General features: G+C 71.2%; 19 protein-coding genes. 8 read left to right on the plus strand and 11 right to left on the minus strand.

The genetic code is table 11. The features are described 5' to 3' along the window. The first annotated feature begins 66 nt into the window (after positions 1-66). Positions 67-5,832, plus strand: coding sequence for a LamG-like jellyroll fold domain-containing protein (locus ACYU96_RS17295; RefSeq protein WP_460756289.1), 5,766 nt, complete (start codon positions 67-69; stop codon positions 5,830-5,832). Between the two features lie 91 nt (positions 5,833-5,923). On the opposite strand, the gene ACYU96_RS17300 is transcribed toward ACYU96_RS17295, so the two are convergent. Both ACYU96_RS17300 and ACYU96_RS17305 read right to left on the minus strand, forming a co-directional pair. Next, complete coding sequence (locus tag ACYU96_RS17300) at positions 5,924-7,591, minus strand: copper resistance CopC/CopD family protein (RefSeq protein WP_460756292.1); 1,668 nt, start codon at positions 7,589-7,591, stop codon at positions 5,924-5,926. Then, positions 7,591-8,292 (minus strand): YcnI family copper-binding membrane protein, encoded by a 702-nt coding sequence (locus ACYU96_RS17305; RefSeq protein WP_460756294.1) that lies wholly within the window; start codon positions 8,290-8,292, stop codon positions 7,591-7,593. The genes ACYU96_RS17300 and ACYU96_RS17305 overlap by 1 nt, the downstream gene beginning before the upstream one ends. 194 nt (positions 8,293-8,486) lie before the next feature. Here ACYU96_RS17305 and ACYU96_RS17310 point away from each other — a divergent pair, with 194 nt between their 5' ends. Beyond that, on the plus strand, positions 8,487-8,711 hold the full coding sequence (locus tag ACYU96_RS17310; RefSeq protein WP_460756297.1) for a tautomerase family protein: 225 nt from the start codon (positions 8,487-8,489) through the stop codon (positions 8,709-8,711). Positions 8,712-8,828: 117 nt separating this feature from the next. Here the strand turns inward: ACYU96_RS17310 and ACYU96_RS17315 are convergent, their stop codons facing one another. Beyond that, on the minus strand, positions 8,829-9,950 hold the full coding sequence (locus ACYU96_RS17315) for a hypothetical protein (RefSeq protein ID WP_460756299.1): 1,122 nt from the start codon (positions 9,948-9,950) through the stop codon (positions 8,829-8,831). Positions 9,951-10,068: 118 nt separating this feature from the next. Between ACYU96_RS17315 and ACYU96_RS17320 the strand changes: the two genes are divergently transcribed. Together ACYU96_RS17320 and ACYU96_RS17325 are read left to right on the plus strand one after the other, a co-directional pair. Then, positions 10,069-10,611 (plus strand): peptidylprolyl isomerase, encoded by a 543-nt coding sequence (locus ACYU96_RS17320; protein WP_460756302.1) that lies wholly within the window; start codon positions 10,069-10,071, stop codon positions 10,609-10,611. Between the two features lie 222 nt (positions 10,612-10,833). After that, on the plus strand, positions 10,834-11,535 hold the full coding sequence (locus ACYU96_RS17325) for a rhomboid family intramembrane serine protease (protein WP_460756304.1): 702 nt from the start codon (positions 10,834-10,836) through the stop codon (positions 11,533-11,535). A 139-nt stretch (positions 11,536-11,674) separates the two neighbouring features. Here ACYU96_RS17325 and ACYU96_RS17330 read toward each other — a convergent pair whose 3' ends face one another. Further along, positions 11,675-11,935 carry a cell division protein CrgA gene (locus ACYU96_RS17330; RefSeq protein WP_460756307.1) on the minus strand — a complete coding sequence of 87 codons (261 nt, stop codon included), beginning with the start codon at positions 11,933-11,935 and terminating at the stop codon, positions 11,675-11,677. Positions 11,936-12,061: 126 nt separating this feature from the next. On the opposite strand from ACYU96_RS17330, the gene ACYU96_RS17335 reads away from it, so the two are divergent. Genes ACYU96_RS17335 through ACYU96_RS17350 form a run of 4 tightly spaced genes read left to right on the plus strand, consistent with a single transcriptional unit; the run spans position 12,062 to position 14,517 of the window. Continuing rightward, entirely contained in the window at positions 12,062-12,835 is a 774-nt protein-coding gene (locus ACYU96_RS17335; RefSeq protein ID WP_460756309.1) for a DUF881 domain-containing protein, read from the plus strand. Further along, entirely contained in the window at positions 12,832-13,644 is an 813-nt protein-coding gene (locus tag ACYU96_RS17340) for a class E sortase (RefSeq protein WP_460756311.1), read from the plus strand. The genes ACYU96_RS17335 and ACYU96_RS17340 overlap by 4 nt, the downstream gene beginning before the upstream one ends. Positions 13,645-13,651: 7 nt before the next feature. Continuing rightward, entirely contained in the window at positions 13,652-13,810 is a 159-nt protein-coding gene (locus tag ACYU96_RS17345; RefSeq protein ID WP_460756314.1) for a hypothetical protein, read from the plus strand. Between the two features lie 29 nt (positions 13,811-13,839). Then, positions 13,840-14,517, plus strand: a complete 678-nt coding sequence (locus tag ACYU96_RS17350) for an aminodeoxychorismate/anthranilate synthase component II (protein ID WP_460756316.1) — start codon at positions 13,840-13,842, stop codon at positions 14,515-14,517. 111 nt (positions 14,518-14,628) lie between these two features. On the opposite strand, the gene pknB is transcribed toward ACYU96_RS17350, so the two are convergent. Genes pknB through ACYU96_RS17385 form a run of 7 tightly spaced genes read right to left on the minus strand, consistent with a single transcriptional unit; the run spans position 14,629 to position 24,260 of the window. Continuing rightward, positions 14,629-16,680 carry a Stk1 family PASTA domain-containing Ser/Thr kinase gene (gene pknB, locus ACYU96_RS17355; protein ID WP_460756319.1) on the minus strand — a complete coding sequence of 684 codons (2,052 nt, stop codon included), beginning with the start codon at positions 16,678-16,680 and terminating at the stop codon, positions 14,629-14,631. Beyond that, the gene (locus tag ACYU96_RS17360; RefSeq protein ID WP_460756321.1) at positions 16,681-18,378 is read right to left on the minus strand and encodes a serine/threonine-protein kinase; all 1,698 of its coding nucleotides are present in this window, start codon (positions 18,376-18,378) and stop codon (positions 16,681-16,683) included. Further along, positions 18,378-19,898, minus strand: coding sequence for a peptidoglycan D,D-transpeptidase FtsI family protein (locus ACYU96_RS17365; RefSeq protein ID WP_460756324.1), 1,521 nt, complete (start codon positions 19,896-19,898; stop codon positions 18,378-18,380). The genes ACYU96_RS17360 and ACYU96_RS17365 overlap by 1 nt, the downstream gene beginning before the upstream one ends. Further along, positions 19,895-21,448, minus strand: a complete 1,554-nt coding sequence (locus ACYU96_RS17370) for an FtsW/RodA/SpoVE family cell cycle protein (protein ID WP_460756326.1) — start codon at positions 21,446-21,448, stop codon at positions 19,895-19,897. Before ACYU96_RS17370 ends, ACYU96_RS17365 begins: the two co-directional genes overlap by 4 nt. Continuing rightward, positions 21,445-23,004: a PP2C family protein-serine/threonine phosphatase gene (locus tag ACYU96_RS17375; protein WP_460756328.1), complete on the minus strand. Its 1,560-nt coding sequence runs from the start codon at positions 23,002-23,004 to the stop codon at positions 21,445-21,447. The genes ACYU96_RS17370 and ACYU96_RS17375 overlap by 4 nt, the downstream gene beginning before the upstream one ends. Positions 23,005-23,011: 7 nt before the next feature. Then, positions 23,012-23,536 (minus strand): FHA domain-containing protein FhaB/FipA, encoded by a 525-nt coding sequence (locus ACYU96_RS17380; RefSeq protein WP_460756331.1) that lies wholly within the window; start codon positions 23,534-23,536, stop codon positions 23,012-23,014. A 10-nt stretch (positions 23,537-23,546) separates the two neighbouring features. Beyond that, positions 23,547-24,260, minus strand: a complete 714-nt coding sequence (locus ACYU96_RS17385) for an FhaA domain-containing protein (RefSeq protein WP_123816171.1) — start codon at positions 24,258-24,260, stop codon at positions 23,547-23,549. Positions 24,261-24,452 lie beyond the last annotated feature (192 nt).

Below are 24,452 nucleotides of genomic sequence, written 5' to 3' on the forward strand. Positions count from 1 at the left end.
CCCCGTAGGGGGATCGGCTGCTCGGGCTGCCCTCATGTCCATGCACGAGCGTGAAAGGGATCAACGATGAACCTCCTACGCAGACCTGAACGGCGGCGCGGAGCGCGCCGCTTCCACCGATCACCCGCCCACCTGGCGGCCCTGCTGGCCGCACTGCTGGCGGTGCCCCTCGGGGGCGCCGTCGCGCAGGCCGCACCGGCACCGGCGTCGTCGGCGCAGGCCGCGGCAGGCTCCGTCGACGACGGCGTCCTGCAGGTCCTGCTGTTCTACAAGCCCAACTTCCACGCCTCGCACGTCCAGGCCCGCCAGGCCGTGCGCGACCTCGCCGAGCAGCTGGGTACCGAGTACTCCCAGCCGGTCGAGATCCAGGAGACGGACGACGCCGGCGCGTTCACCACGGAGAACCTCGCCACCAAGGACACGGTGGTCTTCGCCCAGACCGGCGGCGTGCTGTTCGACGTGGCCCAGCGCGCCGCGCTGGAGTCCTACATCCGCGGCGGCGGCGGATACATGGGCATGCACTACGCCGGCTGGTCGGTCGGGCAGAGCGAGCACGACGTGAACCCGTTCTACGCCCGGCTCGTCGGGGCGATGTCCGAGGGACACCCCGAGAACCCCGCGGTGCGCCCGGGCCGGGTCGTGGTCGAGGACGCCTCGCACCCGCTGACCCAGGGTCTGCCGCCCGACTTCACACGCAGCGACGAGTGGTACGACTGGCTGGTCAACCCGGCCCCCGACGTACGCACGCTCCTCAACGCCGACGAGTCGTCGTACGGCGGCGGCAACAACGGCACCGACCACCCGATCACCTGGTGCCAGGAGATCGACGCCGGCCGGTCCTGGTACTCGGGTATGGGCCACGAGGGCACGGCGTACGCCGAGGCCCCGATCCGCACCCAGATGAAGAACGGCCTGGCGTACTCCGCGGGTCTCCTGGAGGCCGACTGCTCGCCGCCGGACAAGGCGGAGCAGGGCTCCTGGAGCGGGGTCACCCCCTGGCCGCTGGTGCCGATCAACGCGGCGCTGACGTCCGACGGCAAGGTCCAGTCCTTCGGCAGCGTCTCCTCCGGCTGCACCGACAACACGCCCTACGACTTCGGCGGCAACTCGTGCGTCACCCAGGGGGGCCAGATGGAGATCGACGTCTGGGACCCCACCGAGGAACGGACGGCCGCCAACGTCGGCGCGGGCATCGTCTCGAACTCGACGTACACCGACCTGTTCTGCTCGATGCAGGTCCAGATGCCGCACCGGCGGGCCACGATGACGGTCGGCGGTGACGACGGCCTGGGCGGCAACGCGCCCAACGACGCGTCGCTCGGCGTCACCAGCTACACGACCAACCAGGGCCTGCGCAACGAGGCTCCGATGAACTTCCCGCGCTGGTACCCCACGGGGACCACCCTGTCGGACGGCTCGGTCGTCGTGCAGGGCGGCAGCCTCAAGGGCGGTCCCGGCGGCCCCGGCGTCCTGACCCCCGAGATCTACACGCCCGACGAGGGCAGCTCCTGGCGGCTCCTGGACGGCGCCACCAGCGCGGCGGCGTACGGCGACGGCGGCAACGGCAACGGGCCCGACGAGAACCGCTGGTGGTACCCGCGCGCGTTCGTCGCGCCGGGCAACGGCAACGTCTTCAACATCACCGGCACCCAGATGTACGAGCTCGACCCCTCGGGCGACGGTGCGGTCACGCTCCGGGGCACCCTGCCCACGGACATCGCGAACCAGGGCGGTCTCGGCAACCCGGTCGGCGCCACGTCGACGGCGACCATGTACCGCCCCGGCAAGATCCTGCAGGTCGGCGGCGGCTGGTGGGCCAACGGCGGCGGCCCGGACGGCGCCCGCGCCGGCTTCACCGTCGACATCACCGGGGGCACCGACGCGCCCGTGGTCGAGGCGACCGAGCCGATGCAGTACCAGCGGCACTGGGCCACCTCCACCGTGCTGCCCGACGGCAACGTGATCGTCACCGGCGGCTCGCGGGACAACAACGGCAACGGTGGCTACGTCACCACCGCCGAGATCTGGAACCCCGACACCGGTGAGTGGACGACGGTGGAGGTGCCCTACGAGCACGCCCGCCTGTACCACTCGACCGCGCTGCTCCTGCCGGACGGCCGCCTGATGGTGGGCGGCGGCGGTACTCCGGGCCCGCGCAACTACACGGACGTGGAGTTCTACTCCCCGGCGTACCTGTTCGACGGCGACGAGGCCGCGGTGCGCCCGGAGATCACGGGCGTCCCGAAGAAGGTCGGCTACGACGGCACGTTCGACGTGCAGACCGACGGCGAGGTCTCCCGGGTCACCCTGGTCCGCAACGGGTCGGTGACGCACGGGTTCAACAACGACCAGAACTTCCAGGACCTCGCGTTCGCCGAGAACGACGGCGCCCTCACCATCGAGACCCCGGTTGACGGCACGTATGCCCCGCCCGGCGCGTACATGCTCTTCGTCTTCGACGAGGACGGCACGCCGTCCGTGGCCGACATCGTCCAGATCGACCCGACGGTCGAGATGGACGCCCGTGCCCCGCACCTGGTGGACCAGCTCGAGTACCCGCGGCTGCCCGCCGAGTGGCGCTCGGCCAACCCGCCGGCCGTCGTGGACGTCGAGCCGGGCAACGGCCGGATGTCCCCGTGGGAGGTCGACAGCGAGGTCCAGCTCGTCCGCGCCGCCGCGTCCAGCCAGGGTGGCCTCGGCCTCACCGGCTACCACCTCGGCGTGGGCAGCGAGGGCAGCCTGACCCGGACGCTCAAGGGCCTGGACCCGGACCGTGAGTACCGCATCTCGCTGCGCTACGCCCGCGACAGCCGGTCCGCCGGCACCGCACCCGGCACCGCCGACCTCTCGGTCGGTGACCTGTCGACGACCCTGACGGCAGGATCGGAGCTGTCGTCGCAGGACGCGTTCGGGAAGTACGTCGGGACCTTCGTCGCCGGGGCCCGGTCGCAGGACCTGACCATCACCGCCGGGGACTCCGGGGCGGGCGTCATGATCGACGACCTGGTGGTCGTGGGCTCCGATCCGGGTGCCTCCGACGTCCCGGTGCACTACGAGTTCGAGGAGGGCTCGGGAACCAGTGCCGCCAACAGCGGTACGGACGTGTCCGTGGGCGCGGCGACGCTGACGGGTGCGACCGGGTGGAGCGAGAACGGCGTGCACGGTGGCGCCGTCGACCTCACCGGCGGGCCCAACGACAACGCGGTGGACCTGCCGGACGACCTGCTCCGGGACGAGGAGGACTTCACCACCTCGTTCTGGGTGCGACCCGACGCGAAGTCGGACTGGATCGGCCTGTTCCACGTCGGGGACGGTCTCGCGGACGCGGGCAGCTTCTTCCAGATCCAGATGCAGACCAACGCCGCACCGGGAGGTACCGGGCTCGCGGCCACGTTCAAGGCCAAGGGCGCGGCGCTGCAGGAACGGGTCTACGCCACGCCGACCCGTGACGTGGCAGTCGACGAGTGGAACCACGTCGCGTTCACCCGGCAGGGTGCGAGCGGCACGCTCTATCTCAACGGCGAGCCGATCGCGTCCCGCGACGACCTGACGATCGACATGTCCGACATCGGGCCGACGGCCAACAACTGGCTGGGGCGCAACGGCTTCCCGGACCCGGCCTACGACGGCCTGATGGACGACGTCCGCGTCTATTCCTCGACGCTCGGCGACGCCGACATCGCTGCCCTGTACGCCGACGGCAGCGCGCTCGCCACGACCACCTCGGTCACGGTCGAGCCGGTCTCCCCGTCGCCGTTCGCCGAGCCGGTCACGGTCTCGGCGGCGATGGCGGACGAGACGGACGAGGCACCTGCGGGTGTCGCGGAGCTGTGGGTCGACGGGTCCCGCGTCGGCGGGCAGGCCGACGTGGTCGACGGTGTGGTGTCGTTCACCGACGTCGCCCTGGCGCCCGGTGACCACGACGTGGAGGTCCGCTTCCTCGCCGACGACGGGTGGCGCGACTCGGCGCAGACCGTGCAGCACACGGTCGAGCGGCCGCCGCCCGGCGAGGGGACGCCCATCCACTACGCGTTCGACGAGGGGCAGGGCACGTCCGCGGCCAACACCGGCCTGGACAGCTCGGTCGGGGCGGCGACGCTCTCCGGGTCGTCGGGCTGGACCGCTGACGGGCGCTTCGGCGCGGGGATCGACCTGCCCGGCGGTGCGTCGGGGACGGGCAACCAGGTCGAGCTGCCCGACAACATCGAGGCGGGGATGGACGACCAGTTCAGCGTGTCGCTCTGGGCTCGCCCGGACGCACTGCCCACCTGGGTCCCGCTGCTGCAGATCGGCAGCAGCACGGACACGTTCTTCCTGCTGCAGTCGAACACCCAGACCAGCGGCGCCACAGGTTTCGCCGCGACGTTCAAGGCGCCCGGCACCCCGGGCAGCGCCCAGGAACGGCTGGTCCTCGGTCAGGGTAACGACCTGCCGCTCGACGAGTGGACGCACGTGGTGTTCACCCAGAGCGGTGCGGTCGGGAAGATCTACTTCGACGGCGAGCTCCAGGCCACCCGCGACGACTTCACCCTCGACATCGGTGACGTCGGGGTGGGCGGCCAGACGACGACCAACCTCATCGGCGGAACCAGCTGGCCGGACGCCCGCTGGAACGGGCTGGTCGACGAGTTCCGGATGTTCGGCTACGAGCTGACCGCCGAGCAGGTCGGCGAGCTGCATGCCGGCCCGGCGGCCAACGCGGCCCCGGTGGGTGCCGCAGACGCCTACGGCACCGTCGAGGACGAGCCGCTGACGGTGGACGCGCCAGGGATCCTGGCGAACGACACCGACGCCGACGGCGACGACCTGACGGCGACAGGCCTCAGCCAGCCGGCAGACGGCGACGTCGTCATGGGTGCCGATGGTTCCTTCACCTACACGCCCGACAGCGGGTTCGCGGGGACGGACACGTTCACCTACCAGGCATCCGACGGCACGGCGACGTCCGCGGCGACGACCGTGACGATCACCGTGGAGGAAGGTGAGCAGCCGCCGGTCAACACGGCTCCGGTGGCGGCCGACGACGCCTGGGCGGCCGTGGGCGGGGAACCGCTGACGCTGCCGGCGCCGGGTGTGCTCGCCAACGACACCGACGCCGACGGCAACGTCCTGACCGCGACCGGGGTCACCCAGCCCGCCAACGGCACGGTGACGCTCGAGGCGGACGGTTCGTTCACCTACACCTCGGACGACGGGTTCTCCGGCAAGGACGTCTTCACCTATCGGGCCGACGACGGGGAAGATCTCTCCGCGCCGGCCACGGTGACCGTCACGGTGAAGTCGCCCGCGGTGACGGCGGTGGCCGGAGTCGCCCTGCCGATCACGTACGGCACGGCCGGCACGGTCTCGGTGGCGGTGTCACCGGACACGGCCACGGGCGTGGTGAAGCTGCGCGACAGCGGCACGACGCTCGCGAAGGCCAGGATCTCGGACGGTCGGGGAACCCTCGTCCTGCCGGCCGGGACGCTCGTGCCGGGCACGCACGACCTGACTCTCCGCTACAAGGGTGACGCCGATCACCGGCCGTCCTCCTCGAAGGTCCGGGTCGTGGTCGAGAAGGTGGTGCCCACCATGGAGATCTCGGCGACGAAGGGCAAGGGCAGGCAGGCGGTGGTCGACGTGTCGCTCACCGCGCAGCACGACGTCCCGGTGACCGGGGAGGTGCGGGTGGCGGTCCAGGACGGCCAGACGCTCGTCGGGACGGTCGAGGACGGCCTGGCCCGCTTCGAGGTGCGCAGGCCCAAGGGTCGTGATCTGACGCTCACGGTGTCCTACCTCGGCAGCGACCTGGTGCTGCCGGCGGAGGCGCGGGTGACGGTCAGAGTGCGATAGCAGCAAGAGCGGCGTGGGCCCGGAGGATCTCGATCCTCCGGGCCCACGCCCTTGTCCGGGGAGCCCTCGTCCCGACGGTTTGCGGTCCCGGTCAGGGAACCTCGAACGTGACGGTCTCGACCGGGTTGTCGAACTCCGTGGTGCGGAGCGAAAGCTGCACCGTCCACGTGCCCGCGGTCGGCACCACGACGTCGCCGGCATAGATGCCCGGACCGAGTGAGCTGACCTCGACCACTCCGAGGTCGACCTCGTCGGAGGTCAGGCTGAGCTGCGGAGCCTCGAAGCCCTCCGTCGGTGCCCCGGCCGCGTCGGTCAGGGTGACGGTGAGGGTGGCCGGGCCGACGCCCAGCGGATCCAGGACGACCTGTGCCGAGATGTCGTCGAGCTGGACCGACTCGCGGGCGCCGTCGGGCGTCGCTCCGACCGAGGTGGTGGCCGTGTCGCTCTCGGGCCGGCGGTCCACCAGGAAGCCGGTGACGAGCAGGACCACGACCAGCACGCCTGCCTCGACGGCCGTCGCGCGGACCAGCAGCCTGGCCGGGCTTCCCCGGTCGCGGCGACGAGCCGTCCGGAGACGCGGCACCAGGGAGAACCGGTTCCACGCGGCGACGGCGATCACGACCAGCGTGGCGAGGATCTTGACGAGGAGGAGGCTTCCGTAGCCGGAGTCGAGGAGCGCCTCCCAGGTTCCGGCGATCCTCCAGGCCAGGAACGTTCCGGCGAGCACGAGCACTGTCAGGAGCCCGGCGGCCCAGGTCGAGAAGGAGCCGAGGACGACGGCGCCGTGGCCGTCGCGTGCGAGGCTCTTGAGCACGAGGGCGATCGCCACCAGGCCGCCGAGCCACAGGGCTCCCGCGGCCAGGTGCAGCACGTCCACGCCGATCACCAGCGCCTCGGGCGTGGCGGCCCGCGTGTGCCCGGTGAACGCCGGCGCGGTGACCGCCAGGACGCAGCCGGCGAGCACCAGGGTGGTCCTGGTCCGGTCGGGGGCGGCGGCGGCCGAGAGTGATCCGGCGGCCAGCGCGAGACCTGCCACCACTCCGGCGGGCACGACGTACTCGGCGGGCGCGAGCGACGACCAGGTGGAGCCCTGCGTCACCGCCGAGGCAGGCAGGCCGAGCTGGTAGAGCGCGACCAGCGGCACCGCAAGCCACCACCCGAGAGCGGCGGCGCAGGCCGCCGCGCGGGCGACCGGACGGAGCCGGGCGCGCGAGCCGTCGGCCCAGCGGTCCCGGGGGAGGAACAGGACCGAGAAGGCCGCCGTCCCGGCGGCCAGCAGGAGGCCGACGTAGCCCAGCCCGCGGACCAGGCCGAGTGCGAGCGGCGCGTCGGTGCGGGCGTCCGCGCTGGTCGTCGGTACGTCGACCATGTCACTGGGGGCGCCGACGGAGAAGCTCAGGGAGCCACCGATGGGGTGGCCGTCCTCGGACACGAGCCGCCACACGACCACCAGCGTGCCGTCCGCGACGTCTTCGTCGAGGTCGACGACGAGCTGCGACCTGCGGACCGACGCCGAGGAGGCCACCTCCTCCCCGGTCGCGTCGAACACCTTGACCCCGGCCGGGACGCCGATCACGGACTCGTTGAAGGTGAACGTGACCCGCTCGGGAGCGGCGTCGAGCACCGCACCCTCTGCCGGGTCGGTGCTCAGGAGGGTCGCGTGGGCCGCGGCACTGTTCGCCGGGCCGAGGAGGAGAGCGCAGATGACGGCGAACAGGAGCAGCCCGCTGCCGGCGCGCCTCCCGGCGCCCCGGCGCATCACCGGCGGCGAAGGCGCCGCAGCAGGAGCGCACCACCCGTCAGGCCGCCTGCGACCAGGACGCCGGTCACGCCGTAGGCGATCAGCGGGTCGCGCTCCGGGGCGCCCGCGGTCGCGCTCGCTGCCTCAGGGGCGGCGGTCGCAGGCGTCGGCTCGGGGGCCGAGACCGTGGGCGTCGGCTCGGGGGCGGCGGTCGTGCTCTCCGGCTCGGTGCCCGCGGAGGTCACGACGAGGACCGGAGCGGGCCGCTCGAGCGTGTCGTGGCTCTCCGCGTGCTCGGCGACCTCGGTCCAGGCCACCTCTCCTTCCTCGCACCGCTGGACGACCGGGAAGACGAGCGCTGCGCCGGCCTCGTCGGGCAGGCGCACGGAGAACTCGATCTCGTCGTCGTGCTCCCCGTCCGGGAGCGGCTCGTCGGTCGTGTAGGTCAGGCCGTCCGGGGCCTTCTCGACCGTCCAGCGGTCCGTGCCGACAGCGGACACGTCGGTGGCCTCGTCGGGCACGCGGATGGAGATCGCCGTGGTCGGCGATCCGTCGCACCCGTGCGGGAGCTCGACCCGCAGGACGGCCGTGGCGCCCGCCGCTGTGGTGGACGGAGTGATCGTCACGTGGGCCGTCGCCGACGTCGACCCGAAGACGACGAGGCCGGCGGCTGCGAGTCCGGACAGGCTTGCGCGACGGACGACGGCCGTGCGATTCATGGCGACTCCTGAGAGGTGGAGGTGGTTCGCACACCAAATCAGCCTGCTGAACCCCTGTCAAGAGTGTGAACTGGTGGGTGGAAATCATGGACAGCACTGCGTCCGTGCGAGTACCTTGGTTCATGTCAATGAACCAAGGTCGCACCCGTGAACGGATTCGAGGTCGGAGCGGCCGCCGCCACCGGAGGACAGACATGCCCAACATCACCGTCGAGCTGCTGCATGGCCGTACCGTCGAGCAGCGTCGAGACTTCGCCCAGGCCGTGGCCGACAGCGCCGTCGAGATCCTTGGCGCCCGTCGTCAGGACGTGCGTATGGTCTTCAGCGAGATCACGCCCGACATCGTCGCCAACGGCGGCGTCCTCGCCAGCGAGGACGAGAGCCGCGCCGGCGTGGTCGCCGCCCTGGCCGACGGTTGAGCCGCGCGGGGGCGGCGCGGTGCCGGTGAGGTCACCGTCGCCACGTCCTCCCCCGGAAACCACTGAGGCCGAGCCGGCACCCTGGGTGCCGGCTCGGCCTCAGCCGTTCCTGCTGGATCAGGCCGGCTTGCCCGCCGAGCCCGCCGAGTCGTTGAACTCGTCGAACGCGTAGGAGTCGTCGTCCTGATCCTTGGAGTCCGAGGCGGACGCCGAGTCCGCCTCCACGGCCGGGTCGGCCGCCTGCGGCACGGCGTCGACCGGTTCGGTCTCTGCGGCGGCCGCCGTCGTGCCGTCCTCGGCGGGCTGCGGCGTGCCGTTCTCGTCGGCCGCCGGGGTGTCCGCAGCAGTAGCGGCTGCACCGGCGGCCGTCCAGGGTGCGGCCTCCGAGACCTTCTGTGCGCCCGCGCGGGCCGCCGAGCCGGCCTTGTCCGCGGCGGACCTCGCCACGGACGTCGCCTTCCCGGCGGCTGCCGTGGCCTTCTTGCCGGCCGCATCCGCGACCTCACGACCCTTGGTCACCGCCGTCTCGGCCGCCGAGCTGACCTTCTGCTTGGCGTCGGCCACTCCTGTCGGCCCGGAGTAGTCCGCCGCGGACGACTGCTCCCACGGCTCGGCCCACGGGTCGCTCTGCGGCTGAGCCCGCTTCCAGAAGACGTAGCCGGCGGCCACCGCACCGACCCCGACCGCGGCCCAGACCCAGCGCTTGCCGGTGGAGCCGGACTTCGACTCCTTGGCCGCCTGCTTGGCGGCGGCAGCGGCGGCCAGGGCCGACGCCTTCTCCGCGGCAGCGGCTGCCTTCTTTGCCGCCTTGGCGGCCTTGCCGGTCAGCGGCGGTGCACCCGCCGCCTCGGCCCGGTGCTGCACCTCGGCCGCGTGGGCCGCGGCCTGGTTCGCTGCCGCGACGGCGCGCGGCAGCAGTTCGTCGACGATCTTGTGGTGTGCCGAGTCGATGAGAGGGGCGGCCTTGTCCGCAGCCTGCTGCACCCGCGGTGCGGCCGCCTGCAGGCTGTCCCGCCATGCCCTCTCTGCGCGCGGCTGGGCCCAGTGACGCAGTTCGCTCACCCGGGGTTGTGCCCAGTCCTTGGCGTGGATGGCTTGGTCCTTCGCCTGCCCGGCGAGTGCTCCCGCCTGGTGGGCAGCCTTCGCACCCCGTTCGCTCAGCAGAGCGGCGGCCGCCGCCGCCTGCTGCTTCAGCTTCTCCGTGTCGACCTGCTGGTCAACGGTGATCTTGCGTCCCATGGAATGGAACCTCCCGGGATGTCTGCCGTCCAACGATCTGGTATGTAGCACCCACTCTGCCATCGCATGCCGCGCGTGGCGAGGCCGGACACTCGCCTGACGTGGAAAGATTGGGGGCATGTTCGCAACCTTGCACACCTCCGCCGGTGACATTCGCCTCGAGCTGTTCGGTGACTACGCTCCGAAGACGGTTCGCAACTTCGTCGAGCTTGCGCGCGGTGAGAAGGCCTGGACCGACCCTCGCACGGGCGAGGAGCGGAAGGACCCCTTCTACGACGGCCTCATCTTCCACCGGGTCATCGACGACTTCATGATCCAGGGCGGCTGCCCCCTGGGCACCGGGACCGGTGGCCCCGGCTACACGTTCGACGACGAGATCCACCCCGAGAAGTTCGAGTTCAACGAGAAGTACCTGCTCGCCATGGCCAACGCGGGTAAGCGCCGCAACCCCGTGACCGGCGAGGCCGAGGGCACCAACGGTTCCCAGTTCTTCATCAGCACCGCCGAGACGCCGTGGCTCAACGGCAAGCACACCATCTTCGGGAAGGTGGCCGACGACGCGTCGCGCGAGGTCGTCGACGCCATCAACAAGACCCCGACCCGTCCGGGTGACCGGCCGGTCGAGGACATCACCATCTCCTCCGTCGCGATCGAAGACTGACCGGAGGGCTGAGTCATCGCCGACGACGAGGCAAGCGCGACCCCGGACGCGCCGCCCGGCCCCCCGGTCTGCGCGCGACATCCTGACCGTCCTTCCTACGTCCGCTGCCAGCGCTGCGGCCGTCCCGCCTGCCCGGAGTGCCAGCGACAGGCCGCGGTCGGCATCCAGTGTGTGGATTGTGTGAAGGAGGCGGCGAAGCGAGTTCCGCGTCAGACGACCGTCATGGGCGGCACCGTGCGCGCGGGCCGGCCCGTGATCACCTACGGCATCATCGTGCTCTGCGTGGTGAGCTGGATCATCCAGGTGATCCCGGGGTCGGCGTGGACCCAGCTGCTGTGGTTCTGGCCGGTGGGCGGCTACTTCGAGCCGTGGCGCTTCGTGACGGCGGCGTTCGTGCACTCCTCGACGATCCCGCCGCTGCACCTGCTGTTCAACATGTACGCCCTGTGGATCATGGGGCAGTTCATGGAGCCCTTGCTCGGCCGGGCGCGGTTCGCCGCGCTCTGCTTCGTGTCCGCGGTGGGCGGCTCGGCCGGCGTCCTGCTGACCGCCTTCGGGTCGCCCCTGGACGAGCAGAGCGCGTGGTACGTGCCGGTCGTCGGTGCGTCGGGCATGGTCTTCGGCCTGTTCGGCGCGGCGATCCCGGTGCTGCGCCGGATGGGGCGCAGCGCGGTGCAGATGTGGGTACTGATCGCGATCAACGCCGTGCTCGGGTTCGTCATCCCGCACGTGGCGTGGCAGGGCCACCTCGGCGGCCTGGTCACCGGGCTCGCCGTCGGCGCCGCCTTCGCGTTCGCGCCGAGGCGCGCCCAGCGCGTCGTCGGCGTCGTCGCACCGGCGGGAGTGCTTCTGCTCCTGGTCCTGGCGGCCGTCGCGAAGTACGAACTCATCCTGCGGCCGGCCATCTCGGCGACTCAGGTCTGAGGGCAGGTCCCGGTTGTCCACAGGGCGCCACGCTGCGCCCTCGGACCCGGGTACCGGGCCCCACCTCGGGACTTTTCCACAGCTTTACCCACAGCTGTGGGAAAGTCTGTCGGGCGTTGTGGAAAAGTCCGACCGGGGGTCAGCGCCAGCGCGTCGTCAGGCCGAACCCGATGATGATCAGGCCGAACCCGATCGCGAGGTTCCACTGACCGAGCTGCGGGACGGGCAGGCCCAGACCGGAGCTCGTCAGGTAGAACGTCACGATCCAGGCGAGGCCGAGGACCATCAGGCCCACCATCACCGGTGCCAACCACCGCGGGCTCTCCTTCGGCTTCGCGACGGGGGCGTCGACGGTCTGCGGGGCGACGGCCTTCTTCTTACGGGGCTTCGACTCGGGCACGCTCGTGGGCTCCTGTCCGGACGGGTACCGACCCGGCATCGGCGCGTAAGGGTCGGACGGTGGCGTTCTCGTGGACTAGCGTAGTGGTCGAGCCGAGCGAACGGTGACGTCGACAGGAGGTTTCCCGTGATCGGAAGGATCCGGGGCACGGAGGTCACTGGTGCGCGCGTGCGCTCGTGGCTCGTCGTGGGCGGCGTGCTCGCGCTCGCCGGCCTGCTGTTCGTGGCCAGCGGGCGTCACGCGCTCCAGGCCGGTTCACGCCAGCCACAGGACATCGCCGCCCTGGTGGAGGCCGAGTCCTCGCGTGTCGGCGAGCTGTCCGACCGCGCCTCCGCGCTGAACCGTGAGATCAACTCGCTGACCATGAGCGAGCGGACCGGGCGCACCGTGCCCCGGGTCGCGCCGCAGCTCGCCGAGCGCGAAGGCGTGGCCGCGGGGTCGTCCGCCGTGACCGGCCCCGGTCTGACGGTCACCCTGGACGACGCCCCGGCATCGGCCCTGGACACCGCCCCCGGGAACCCCCAGCCCAACGACCTGGTGGTGCACCAGCAGGACCTGCAGACGGTCATCAACGCCCTGTGGACGGGGGGTGCCGAGGCGATGACCCTGCAGGGTGAGCGTGTCACGTCGACGTCCGCGTTCCGCTGTTCAGGCAATATCCTTCTGCTGCACGGCAAGGTGTTCTCCCCGCCCTACGAGGTCACCGTCATCGGGGATCCGGAGGCGCTCTCCCAGGCTCTGGAGGACGATGAGGGCGTGCAGAACTACCGGGCCTATGTCGAGTGGGTGCATCTGGGCTGGGGAGTCCAGACGCACGAGCAGGTCGACGTGCCCGCATCTCAGTCGACCGGCGAGCTCCGCTACGCCCGGGTGCCGGAAGGAACGGACGTCTTCGCGTGAACCGCACACCCACCTCAGCAGCACTCTTCCCGACTCCTGCCCCACCTGACGCGCCGCGTCGGCGGCACGCGCCCGACACGCGCCGCCGCGGCGGGGGTGCCGCGGCCGTCGTCGGCGTGTTCGGCGAGCTCCTCGTGACCTCCGGCGTCCTGCTCGGCCTGTTCGTGGTGTGGCAGCTGTGGTGGACCGACGTCGAGGGCAACCGGGCTCAGGACCAGATCGTCGCCGACATGGGCTGGGAGGAACCGGAGGACGCCGGTCCCGAGGTCCCCGTCGCGACCGAGCACCGGGACGCCCCGCCCGTGCTCGACGAGCCGCCCGTCGGCGAGACGTTCGGGCAGCTCTACGTGCCACGCTGGGGCGACGACTACCTCAAGCCGATCGCCGAGGGCACCGACAAGGCCACCGTGCTCGACACGATCGGCATCGGGCACTACGAGAACACCGCGATGCCGGGCGCCCTCGGCAACTTCGCGACCGCCGCCCACCGCACCACCTACGGCAAGCCGTACAACAAGATCCACGAGCTCAAGGGCGGCGACGCGGTCGTGGTCCGCACCGAGGACACCTGGTACGTCTACAAGGTCACCTCGTCGGACATCGTGCTCCCGCAGAACGTCGAGGTGATCTCGGCGGTACCGGGCGTCCTGCCGGGCGAGCCCCTGCCGGAGCTCACCAAGCGGTTCATCACGCTGACGTCGTGCCACCCGATGTTCTCCGCCGCCGAGCGGTACATCGTGCACGGCGAGCTGGACTACTGGGCCCCGGTCTCCGAGGGCACGCCGAAGGAACTCCTGGAAGAGGGATGACGCGCTGATGTACGCCGCACTGTGGAACATTCTCCCCGGCCCGGGCTGGGCCCGCGCGCTGCTGTGCGTGGGGCTCGGGATCATCCTGCTCGCGGTCTGCTTCGAGTACCTGTTCCCGTGGCTGAGCGACTACATGCCGTTCAACGACACCACCGTCGGGGAGTAGCCGGCGCCGGAGCCCGTAGTCTGTCCCGCATGACGCGCATCCTCGTCGTCGACAACTACGACTCCTTCGTCTACACGATCGTCGGCTACCTGAACCAGATCGGCGCCGACACCGTCGTCGTCCGCAACGACGCCGTGCCCGCCGCGAACGCCGAGGGAGTGTTCCTCGACGACTCGGGGACGCCGTACGACGGCGTGCTCGTGTCCCCCGGCCCCGGCACCCCCGCCGAGGCCGGCGCGTCCGAGGCCGTGATCCGCGCCTGCGCACGCTCCCGCACGCCGATGCTCGGGGTGTGCCTCGGGCACCAGGCACTCGCCGAGGTCTACGGCGCGACCGTCACGCACGCCCCGGAGCTCATGCACGGCAAGACGAGCGAGGTCTTCGTGTCCGACGGCGGCCGTGGTGGCGCGGGCACGGAAGGTTCGGTCCTCGCAGGGCTGCCGTCACCGTTCACGGCGACCCGCTACCACTCCCTCGCGGCCACGCCGGAGAGCGTGCCGGACGAGCTCGAGGTCACCTGCACCACGGAGTCCGGGGTGGTCATGGGCCTGCAGCACCGCGAGCTCCCGCTGCACGGCGTGCAGTTCCACCCGGAGTCGGTGCTCACCGAGGGGGGCCACCGCCTGCTCGCCAACTGGCTGGAGTGCTGCGGCCTGGCCGGCGCGGTCGAGCGTTCGGCGGGGATGGCACCGCTCGTCGCGGGATAGCGCCGCGGGAGTGGGGGCACCGCCGTCCGCCGCGGGATCCCGTCTCTGCTCAGCGGCCCTGGCTCTGCTCAGCGGCCTTGGCGGGCCGGCCGCGCCGGACTCCCTCGACGGTCAGCCGTCGCCGAGGATGCCGCCGCCGGAGGGGTCCGTGCTCGGCTCGGCTTCCTTGACCACGTAGAGCGTGACCACCGCGCCGGTCTCGACCTCCAGGCCCGGGGCCGGGTCCGTGTTGAAGACCTGACCGGGCTCGTACGACGCGTTCTCGCCGTACTCGACGTTGTCCTCGCTGCAGTTGAGCTGGGCACCCCCGCAGGCCTCGATCGCATCCTCCAGCGTCATGCCGACGATGTTCTCGGGGACCTTGGTCTTCGCGAGCGGCTGCGCGACGTAGTACGTCACGCGGGTATCGGTGCTGATGTCCCCGGGGCCGGGCTCCGTCTTGCTGATCGTGCCCTCGGGGACCGCGTCCGTCTGCTCGGTCCGGCGATCGGAGCTCAGGTCGAGTTCCTTGAGCCTGGCCTCCACCTGCTCCTCGCTCCAGCCCGTCATGTCGTCGAGGGTGACCGTTCCCGAGGCGAACCACACGGTGACCGTGGCGCCCGCCTTGACGGTGGTCCCGCCGCCGGGCTCCGAACGGAGTGCCTGGCCGGCCTCGTACTGCGTGCTGTTCTCCTTCTGTGGCTCGCCCATCTTGAGGCCTACTGCCTCGAGCTCGGCTCGGACCTGGTCCTCCGTCTTGCCCTGCAGGTTCGGCACGCTGACCTCGCTCGGACCGCCCGAGACGTAGATGGTGACGGTCTCGTCCACCTCGAGCGTCTCGCCCGCCGCCGGGCTCGTGACACCCGTGGTCTTGTCGGTCCCCTGGTCGGAGCCCTCCTCCGTGTCCTTCGCGCACGTGAAGCCGGCGTCCTCGATCGTCGTGCACGCGTTGGCGTAGCTCACGCCGGCCTCGATCTGCGGGACGGTCGCCGTCTGCGCCGCCGGCTCGTTCGGTTCGTCGTTGCCGTTGTTCACCATGACGGCGATCAGGATCGCCGCCAGAGCCGCGATCGCGATGGCGACGAGCGTCCAGATGAGGGTCTTCCTGCTGTCCGTCTTGTTGTCGTCCTGACCGGGACCCATCGGCCCGGACGGATACCCCCGGCCGGGCGTCTGGACCGGAGGCTGCCCGGCGGTGGGCGGGCCGCCCCACTGCTGGGTGCCGTACGGGGGCGACATCTGCTGGGTACCGTAGGCGGGCGACATCATCTGCGTCGTCTGGCCGCCGGCCGCCATCGCGCCCACCATCGGCGCCGAGACCTGGCCGCCGCGCAGCGCGGCCTCCAGGTCGGCGCGGAACTCGGCGGCGCTGGAGTACCGGTGCTCGCGGTCCTTGACCAGGGACTGGAGCGTGATGCGGTCGAGCACCTCGGGCACGTCGACGGCGATCTCGCTCGGCCGCTGCGGCTCCTGCCCCACGTGCTGGTAGGCCACGGCCACGGGCGAGTCGCCCTGGAACGGCGGGCGCCCGGTGAGCAGCTCGAACAGCAGGCAGCCGGTGGAGTACAGGTCGGAGCGGGAGTCCACGGTCTCACCGCGGGCCTGCTCCGGCGAGAGGTACTGCGCGGTGCCGATGACGGCGTTCGTCGCCGTCATCGTCGCCGCGGAGTCGGCCATGGCGCGGGCGATGCCGAAGTCCATCACCTTGACCGCGCCGGTCGGTGTGATCATGACGTTCGCGGGCTTGATGTCGCGGTGCACGATCCCGGCACGGTGCGAGTACTCGAGCGCGGACAGCACGCCCGTGGTGATCTCGACGGCCTCCTCGATCGGCACGGCCGACCCGTCCGTCAGGATGTCGCGGACGGTGTGGCCCTCGACGTACTCCATGACGATGAACGGGACGGTGATCTCCCTGCCGCCCCCGTCCTTGGCACGGTCCTCGCCGGTGTCGTAGACGGCGACGATCGCGGGGTGGTTCAGCGCGGCCGCCGACTGCGCCTCACGGCGGAAGCGGGCCAGGAAGGACGGGTCGTCGGCGAGGTCGGGGCGCAGCACCTTGATCGCGACGGTGCGACCGAGGCGGGTGTCGTGGCCGACATGCACCTCGGCCATGCCGCCACGGCCGACCAGCTCCCCGACCTCATAGCGGCCGGCGAGCACCCGGGGCGTGTTGTCAACCACTTATACGTCCTTCGAAGGTTCGGCCGTCCGCGGAGCGGCCAGCGGCTCGTCAAGGAGCATCATCCCAGAGTTCGCGGCCGTGGCCGTGGTGCCAGGACTCAGCAATGCGTCCGTCGTTCCGTAGGAACTATCACCCAACGGTGCGGATTCGCTACCCCCGTCTCCCCCGGTGGTCAGCACCAGGACGAGGATGACGGCGCCCAGCAGCGCACCCAGGGCGACCAGCGGCCAGGGAATCCGGATCCCGAGGCGGTCCTCGAACTCCGCCGCCCAGTGGGCGATGCTCGTGGCCATACCGCCTTTCCGGCTCGACCGGCCGGACCGTTCCGCCCGCACCTCCCGCCGGGACGGGTAGGTCCGGGACGTTCCGTTCGCCGGCGAGACCGCGCTGGGAAGATATCCGGTCGCGGGACGCGCGCTCGCGACCGGGTCCTCGACAGGGCTCCCGTGCCGACCGACCGACCGGCCCTGCGCCCCGGCGTCGGCCACGTCGTGGCCGACGGGCTCGTGACCGTGCAGGTCGTACTCCGGGACCCCGGAGGCCGGCGCGCCGGCCCGGTGCGGGCGCGGCTGGTTGCCCGGCGTCGTCGGGCTCCACGGGTTCTGCCCCTCCGGAGGGACGGCAGGGGCCGACTGCGGGGTCGCCGTGGCCGTGAACTGGCCGCCCGGCGCGGGCGATCCGCCCTGCGGCGCGTGCGACCGCACGTCGCCCTGCGCGGCACGCCGCGCCTCGCTGCGGGACCGGATGGCGGGTCGCGACCCGCCCCGCCCGTGACCCCGCCGGCCGCTGCCGTTCGAGTGCCGCGAGGGCCCGGAGTCGGGCTGCTCGACCGACCAGGGGCCCGACGAGACCCGGCGCGTGCCGAACGGGTCCGCGGAGATCTCCTCCGCGAGGGCCTCCATCTCGCGCGCGAGCGTCTCGGCCGAGGCGAACCGCTGCGCCGGGTCCTTCTCCAGCATCTGCATGATCAGCTCGGCCATCCCGGGATGTACCGACGACGGCAGCGGCGGGACAGCGGCGTTGACGTGGGCGATCGCGATGTCGACCGGGCTCCTGCCGGTGAACGGGCGCCGCCCGGCGGACGCCTCGTAGGCGACGACGCCGAGGGCGTAGATGTCCGAGGCACCCGTCGCCGACTGACCTACCGCCTGCTCGGGCGAGAGGTACTGGGCGGTGCCCATCACCATGCCGGTGGCGGTCATCGGCACCTGGTTCTGCGCCACGGAGACACCGAAGTCGGTGATCTTCACCAGGCCGGAGTGCTCCAGCAGGATGTTCCCGGGCTTGACGTCGCGGTGCACGACGCCGGCCCCGTGGGCGGCCTGGAGCCCGCGCGCGGTCTGCGCGAGCAGCGGCAGGAGGCGCTGGGGCGACAGCACCGGCTCGCGCTCGAGCAGGTCGGCGAGGGGCTCGCCGAGCACGAGCTCCATGACGAGATACCCGGCGCCGTCCTCCTCGCCGTAGTCATACATCTGGGCGATGTTGGGATGCAGCAGGGTCGAGGAGTTGCGCGCCTCCGTGCGCAGACGGCGGAGGAAGTCCTCGTTCCCGGTGTATTCCTCGCGCAGCACCTTGATGGCGACCTCGCGAGTGAGCTTTTCGTCGAAGGCGACCCAGACCTCGCCCATACCGCCGATGGCCAGGCGGCGCACCAAACGGTAGCGCTCGCCGACCAGCACGCCTTCGACAGGTCGCATCAGTTGATCGCCGCCTCGAGGATCCGCTTGGCGATCGGGGCGGCGAGCGTGCCCGAGGCGGTGTCCTCGGTGGAGCTGCCACCGTTCTCGAGCACGACCGCGATCGCGATCTCCGGGTCGTCCGCCGGGGCGAACCCGGTGAACCAGAGCGTCGGCTGGCGGTTCCCGCCGTTCTCGGCGGTCCCCGTCTTGCCGGCGACGGAGACGCCGGGGATCTGAGCGTTGGTCCCGGACCCGTCCTCGACCACGTCGACCATCATCGCGGTGAGGGCGTCGGCGGTGGAGGAGGAGATGGGGGTGGCCAGCGTGCTCGGGTTGGTCTGCTCGACCACCTCGAGGTCGCTGTCGCGGATGCGCTCGATGAGGTACGGCTCCATCTCGGTGCCGCCGTTCGCCACGGTCGCGGTCAGCATGGCGACCTGCAGCGGGGTCAGGCGAACGTCGCCCTGCCCCATACCGGTGAGCTCGATCCGCGGTGCCGAGTCGTCGTCCTCGTTCTCGAGGCCGGGGTAGCTGCCGGCCGACGTGCCGATGGGCACCTCGAGCCGCTCGTCGAAGCGGAAGTCGTGGAACATGTCGGCCATGCCCTCGGCGCCGACCTCTCCGCCGAGCCACAGGTAGGCCGAGTTGCAGGATGTGCGCAGCGCGTCCGCGAGCGTGATCTCGGACTGGCCGGCCACGCACTCGTACCCGCCGAAGTTGTTGATCGTGGTCTCGGTGTTCGACAGCTTGTACCCGTTCGGCGCCGGCACCATCGTGTCCGGGTTGAACTCACCGCTCTCGATCGCCGCGGCCGACGTGAAGACCTTGAACGTCGAACCGGGCGGGTAGGTCGCGTTGATCGTGCGGTTGGTGAGCAGCGAGTACGGGCTGTACTGCTCGGAGCCGTCGCTCGTGTTGATCTGCGGGTACGAGTTCGCGAGGTTCTCGTAGGTGGTGTTCGCCTCGCCGCTGTGCACGGCCAGCGTGTTCGGGTCGTACGAGGGCTTGGAGACCATCGCCTTGATGGCGCCGGTCTTCGGCTCGATCGCGACGGCGGCTCCCGTGTACTCCCCGAGCGCCTCCCACGCGGCCTGCTGGATCTTGGGGTCGATGGTGGTGTCCACCGACGATCCCGCGGCCTCCTGGCCGGTGATGAGGTTCTGCAGCTGGTCCAGCCAGAGCGAGTCGGCGCGTCCCGAGAGGTAGTCGCTCGCGCTGCGCTCCAGGCCGGCGGTGTTGCCGTTCACCGCGAAGAACCCGGTGATCGGCGCGTACATCTTCGCGACCCCCTCGCTCTTGTCGGCATACACGCGCTGGCGGCCGTAGTTGTCGTCCACCGGCACGGAGATGACGACGTTCTCGTCGCCGACGACGATCGGTCCGCGCGCGGCCCCGAGGTCGCGGTACGTCTTGCGGACGTTGCGCCCGTCGGAGTTGAGGTCGCCGGCCTGGACGTACTGGATCCAGGTGGTCGACACCATGAGGACGAGGAACATCGCCATGACCACCATGGACATGCGGCGCAGGGTCGTGTTCACGCCTGGTCACCTCCGTCCTCGCGGATCGCGGGATTCATCTGGGTCGCCTCGTCGCTCGGCAGCGGCATGCTCTGGCGCGCCGCGTCGCGGTCGGCCCGGCTCGCGCCCGGGCCCACCTCGATCGCGCCGTCTGAGCTGGGCTGTCCCGCGGTGGCGGGGGCAGGACCTGCGAGCTGGCCGCGGGTCGGCAGTGCGGAGGGGCGGCGGGCGGCGTCGGAGGTGCGCAGCAGCAGCGCGATGACGAGCCAGTTCGCGAGCAGCGACGACCCGCCCTGAGCCATGAAGGGCAGTGTCAGACCGGTCAGCGGGATGACGCGCGTGATGCCGCCGACGACGACGAACACCTGCAGCGCCATGACGAACGCCAGACCGCCGGCGAGCAGCTTGCCGAAGCCGTCCCGCACGCCGATCGCGTTGCGCAGGCCGCGCTGCACGATCACGAGGTAGACCAGCAGGATCCCCAGGAGGCCCGTGAGGCCGAGCTCCTCGCCGAGGGCCGCGTAGATCATGTCCGAGAACGCGAAGGAGATGAACCGGGAGTAGCCCTCACCCCAGCCGGCGCCGAACATGCCGCCGTAGGCCATCCCGAACATGCCCTGGACCACCTGGTACGAGCCGCCCACGGCGTCGTAGAGCTCGGCGTCCAGGGGGTCGAGCCAGATGCGGACGCGCGCCTGCACGTGGCCGAACATCGTCCAGGCCGCGAAGGCGCCGACGACGAACATCGACATACCGATCGCGACCCATCCGCCCCGCTCGGTGGCGAGGTAGAGCATCCCGACGAACAGGCCGAAGAACAGGAGCGACGTTCCCAGGTCCTTTTGGCCGACGAGCACCATCAGCGACACGGCCCAGACCACGAGGATCGGGCCGAGGTCGCGGAGCCGGGGGAGCTGCAGGCCGAGCACCTTCTTGCCGGCCAGCGCGAGCGTGTCGCGGTTCGTCACGAGGTAGCCCGCGAAGAAGACGGCGAAGAGGATCTTGGCGAACTCGGCGGGCTGCAGGGAGAAGCCGCCGAGGTGGATCCAGATCCGTGCGCCGTTGATCTCCCTGCCCAGGCCGGGGATGAGCGGCAGCACGACGAGTACCAGGGCCACGAGCATGGCCGTGTAGGTGTACTTGCGCAGGACCCGGTGGTCGCGCAGGAAGAAGAGCAGGATGCAGGCCACGACCATGCTCAGCGACGTCCACATCAGGTGCCGCTCGGCGTTCGCGCCCTCCATCTCGGCGAGCTCGAGCCGGGTGATCATCGCGAGGCTCATGGTGTTGAGCAGCATCACCGCGGGCAGGATCACCTGGTCCGCGTACGGTGCCCGGATCCGCAGCACGATGTGGGCGGTGAGCGAGAGTGCGGAGAGGACCAGCGTGTTCGTCCAGAAGCCGTCGGGCAGCTCGCCGTCCAGCGAGTAGCCCACCATGGCAAGGCCGCCGAGGCCGAGCGTGAGAGCTAGCACGAGCAGCACGGCCTCGGCGGCCCTGCCGGGAGCGTTCTCCTCGGGCTGGAGCGCGTTCTGGACACCTGTGGGGGTCTTCTCGGAGATCCCACTCATCCGTTCCGCCCCCCGTCCTTCTCAGATTTCGAGTCCGTGCTGTCCTTGTCGCCGGCAGCGGAATCCTTGCTGTCGGAGCCCGCCGAGTCCGAGTCCGAGTCCTTGCTCGAGCTGTCGGAATCGCGGGAGCGGTCGGAACCGGTGCCCGCGCTCTCCTCGTCCTGCGGCGTCGGCTCCGCGTCGGCCTCTTCGTCCTCCTCCGCCTGCTGGATCTCCTCCGCCTGGTCGATGAGGCGGACCGCGCGCTCGTGCGCGTCCTCGCGCGACGAGGCGCGGATGGTGCCCTCGATGCTGTCGGCGATGTACCCGGGCAGCTCGGCCACCTGGGTCCCGGTCAGCTCGACCGGCGTCGACAGGGAGAACGGCCCGGCCGTGGCGGGGATGCCGCGGAAGACCGCGACCTGGCCGTCGGCCTCGCCCACGTAGTACTGCGTCTGCGTCCAGCGGTACCCGGCCCAGCCGGCGACCCCGAGGCCGCCGATGAGCAGCAGGGCCCCGAGCACGGTGATCCAGGGGCGCCTCTTGCGTGGTGTCGCCTCGGCGGCGTTCTCGCTCTCGTCGTCGTCCCGGTCCGGCAGGATCTCGGGCCGGTAGGCGCCGTCCTCGGAGCCGTTCACCGCGTGCTCGAGCGCCTCCGCCAGGCGGGGGTCGTCGTCGGGCAGCACGGCCAGCCCGACGACGCCGGCCTCGGGCTGGGGCCCGTCGGGTCCGGCGCCGGGCGCGGGGCCGCTCGGGTGGATGATCGTGCCGGGGCCGACGGCGGCGGTCACGCCGCGCAGCTCGGCCGCGCCGACGATCTCGGGGTCCGGCGGAGGGAAGGGTTCGGTCTCGGCGTCGACGACGTCGGCCACGACGACCGAGATGTTGTCGGTGGAGCCCTCGCGCATGGCCATCGAGACGAGGCGTTCGGAGGCCTCGGCAGGGTCGGCGACGGTGCCGAGCAGCTCGGTGAGCTCCTCGAGGGCGACGAAGCCCGACAGGCCGTCCGAGCAGAGCATCCACCGGTCGCCGGGGATCGCCTCACGGACCGACATGTCCGGGGTGAGGTCCAGGTCGAAGTCGCCGAGCACCCGCATGACGACGTTGCGCTGCGGGTGGGTCTCGGCCTCGTCCGGCGAGATGCGGCCGGTGTCGACCAGGTGCTGGACGAAGGTGTGGTCGATGGTGACCTGGCTGAGCAGCCCGTCGCGCAGGAGATAGGCGCGGGAGTCCCCCAGGTGCGCCATCGCGAGCGTGTTGCCGCTGCGCAGGAGCGCTGTCACCGTCGTGCCCATGCCGGCCAGGTCGGGGTCGGTCGTCGTGGCCGAGATGAGGTCCTGCCGCGCACGGTCGACCGACTGCTCCAGATCGGTCAGGAGCCGGTCGGTACTGTGGTCGGCGTGGTCCAGCGGCGTCAGGGCGGCGATGGTGAGGGCCGAGGCGACGTCACCACCCGCGTGGCCGCCCATGCCGTCGGCCACCACGAGGAGGTTCGGGCCCGCGTACGCGGAGTCCTGGTTGTTGGAGCGGACGAGGCCGACGTCGGAACGCGCGGCATACCGCAGATGCACGGTCACGTGATGGTCATCCCTGGAGCTCGACGACGGACTGGCCGATCTGGACGCCTACCCCCGCGGGAAGCGGGACAGTCCCCTGGATGCGCTGATCGTTCATGTAAGTCCCGTTGGTGGAACCGAGATCCTCGACGTACCACTGGTTCCCCTGCGGGTAGATGCGGGCGTGGCGCGACGACGAGTAGTCGTCGTCGAGCACGAGGGTGCAGCTCGGCGCGCGGCCGATGAGGATCCCCGACTGCGTGAGCGGGATCGTCGTGCCGGTCAGTGGGCCCGCGACCACGACCAGGCGGGTGGGTGTGCCGGTGCGGACGGCGGCTACGCCGCCCACCGGCGAGGGCGCCGGCCCCGGTGGGGGGCCCGCGCCGGGTCCGGGGCCGCCTCCGGCGGGGGCCGCCTCCGGCTTGCGGCGGCGCTTGCGGCCCGTCCGCGGACCCGCGAGGTCGCGCCGCAGCACGGCGACGGCCGAGAGCACGAACACCCACAGCAGCACCAAATAACCCAGCCGCAGCAGGGTGAACGTCAGCTCGCTCATGAGGGGTCGATCACCAGTCCTCGTTCTCGGCGCCGGCACTGCCCGACCAGAACATGATCCGGGTACGGCCGATCGTCATGGTGTTGCCGTCGAGCAGCGTGGCGGCGGGGACCTGGTGGCCCTCCACGTACAGCCCGTTCGTGGAGCCCATGTCGGAGGCGATCACACCGTCGGGCGTGACACGGATCTCCAGGTGGCGGCGGGAGACGCCGGGGTCGTCCACGACGATGTCGGCCTCGGCGTCACGCCCGATCACCGTCACCGGACCGGTCAGCAGGTAACGCTGCCCGTCGATGTCGATCAGCGGGTGCCGCGCGCTCGGTGAGCCGGACGTCGCCGGAGCGACGTTGCCCTGCACGCTGCGTGAGCGCACGTTGAACCGGCCGGGCACGAGTTCGAAGACCTCGTCGAAGGTCACGCTCACGGGCCCGACGAACGCGTAGTGCTGCGTCGCGGCATACGCCGTCACGTTCGACGCCAGCTCGTCGGCGAGGGTCTGTGCACCCCACGCCTCGATCTGGGCGAAGTCGTCCGGCGACAGCTCGATCGTGAACTCGTTCGGTGCGACGGTTCGGTCTCGCCCCACCACCGCAGCACGGTCGTCGAGCTCCCGCCTGAGCCGGCTCGCCAGCTCGACGGGCTTCACCTCACCGCGTCCCACCTTGGCGAACGCGTTGTTCATCATGCGCTCCACGCTCTTCTCGAAGCGATCCAGGGCGCCCATGCCACCTCCTTCCCGGCCTGCGCCTGGGCAGACTACATAGATCGTATAGACCGGCAGGTCACGACAGACGGCATCTGTGTGGAAGTCCTGCGGATCTTCTTGATCCTGTGCTGTGAGCCTCGGCACTGCCAGTCGGGAGAAGACGGGCGAACCCGCACGCTACCGGAGGACGGGGTGCGGCGGAACCAGAAC

It is taken from the genome of Myceligenerans cantabricum (assembly GCF_054777735.1).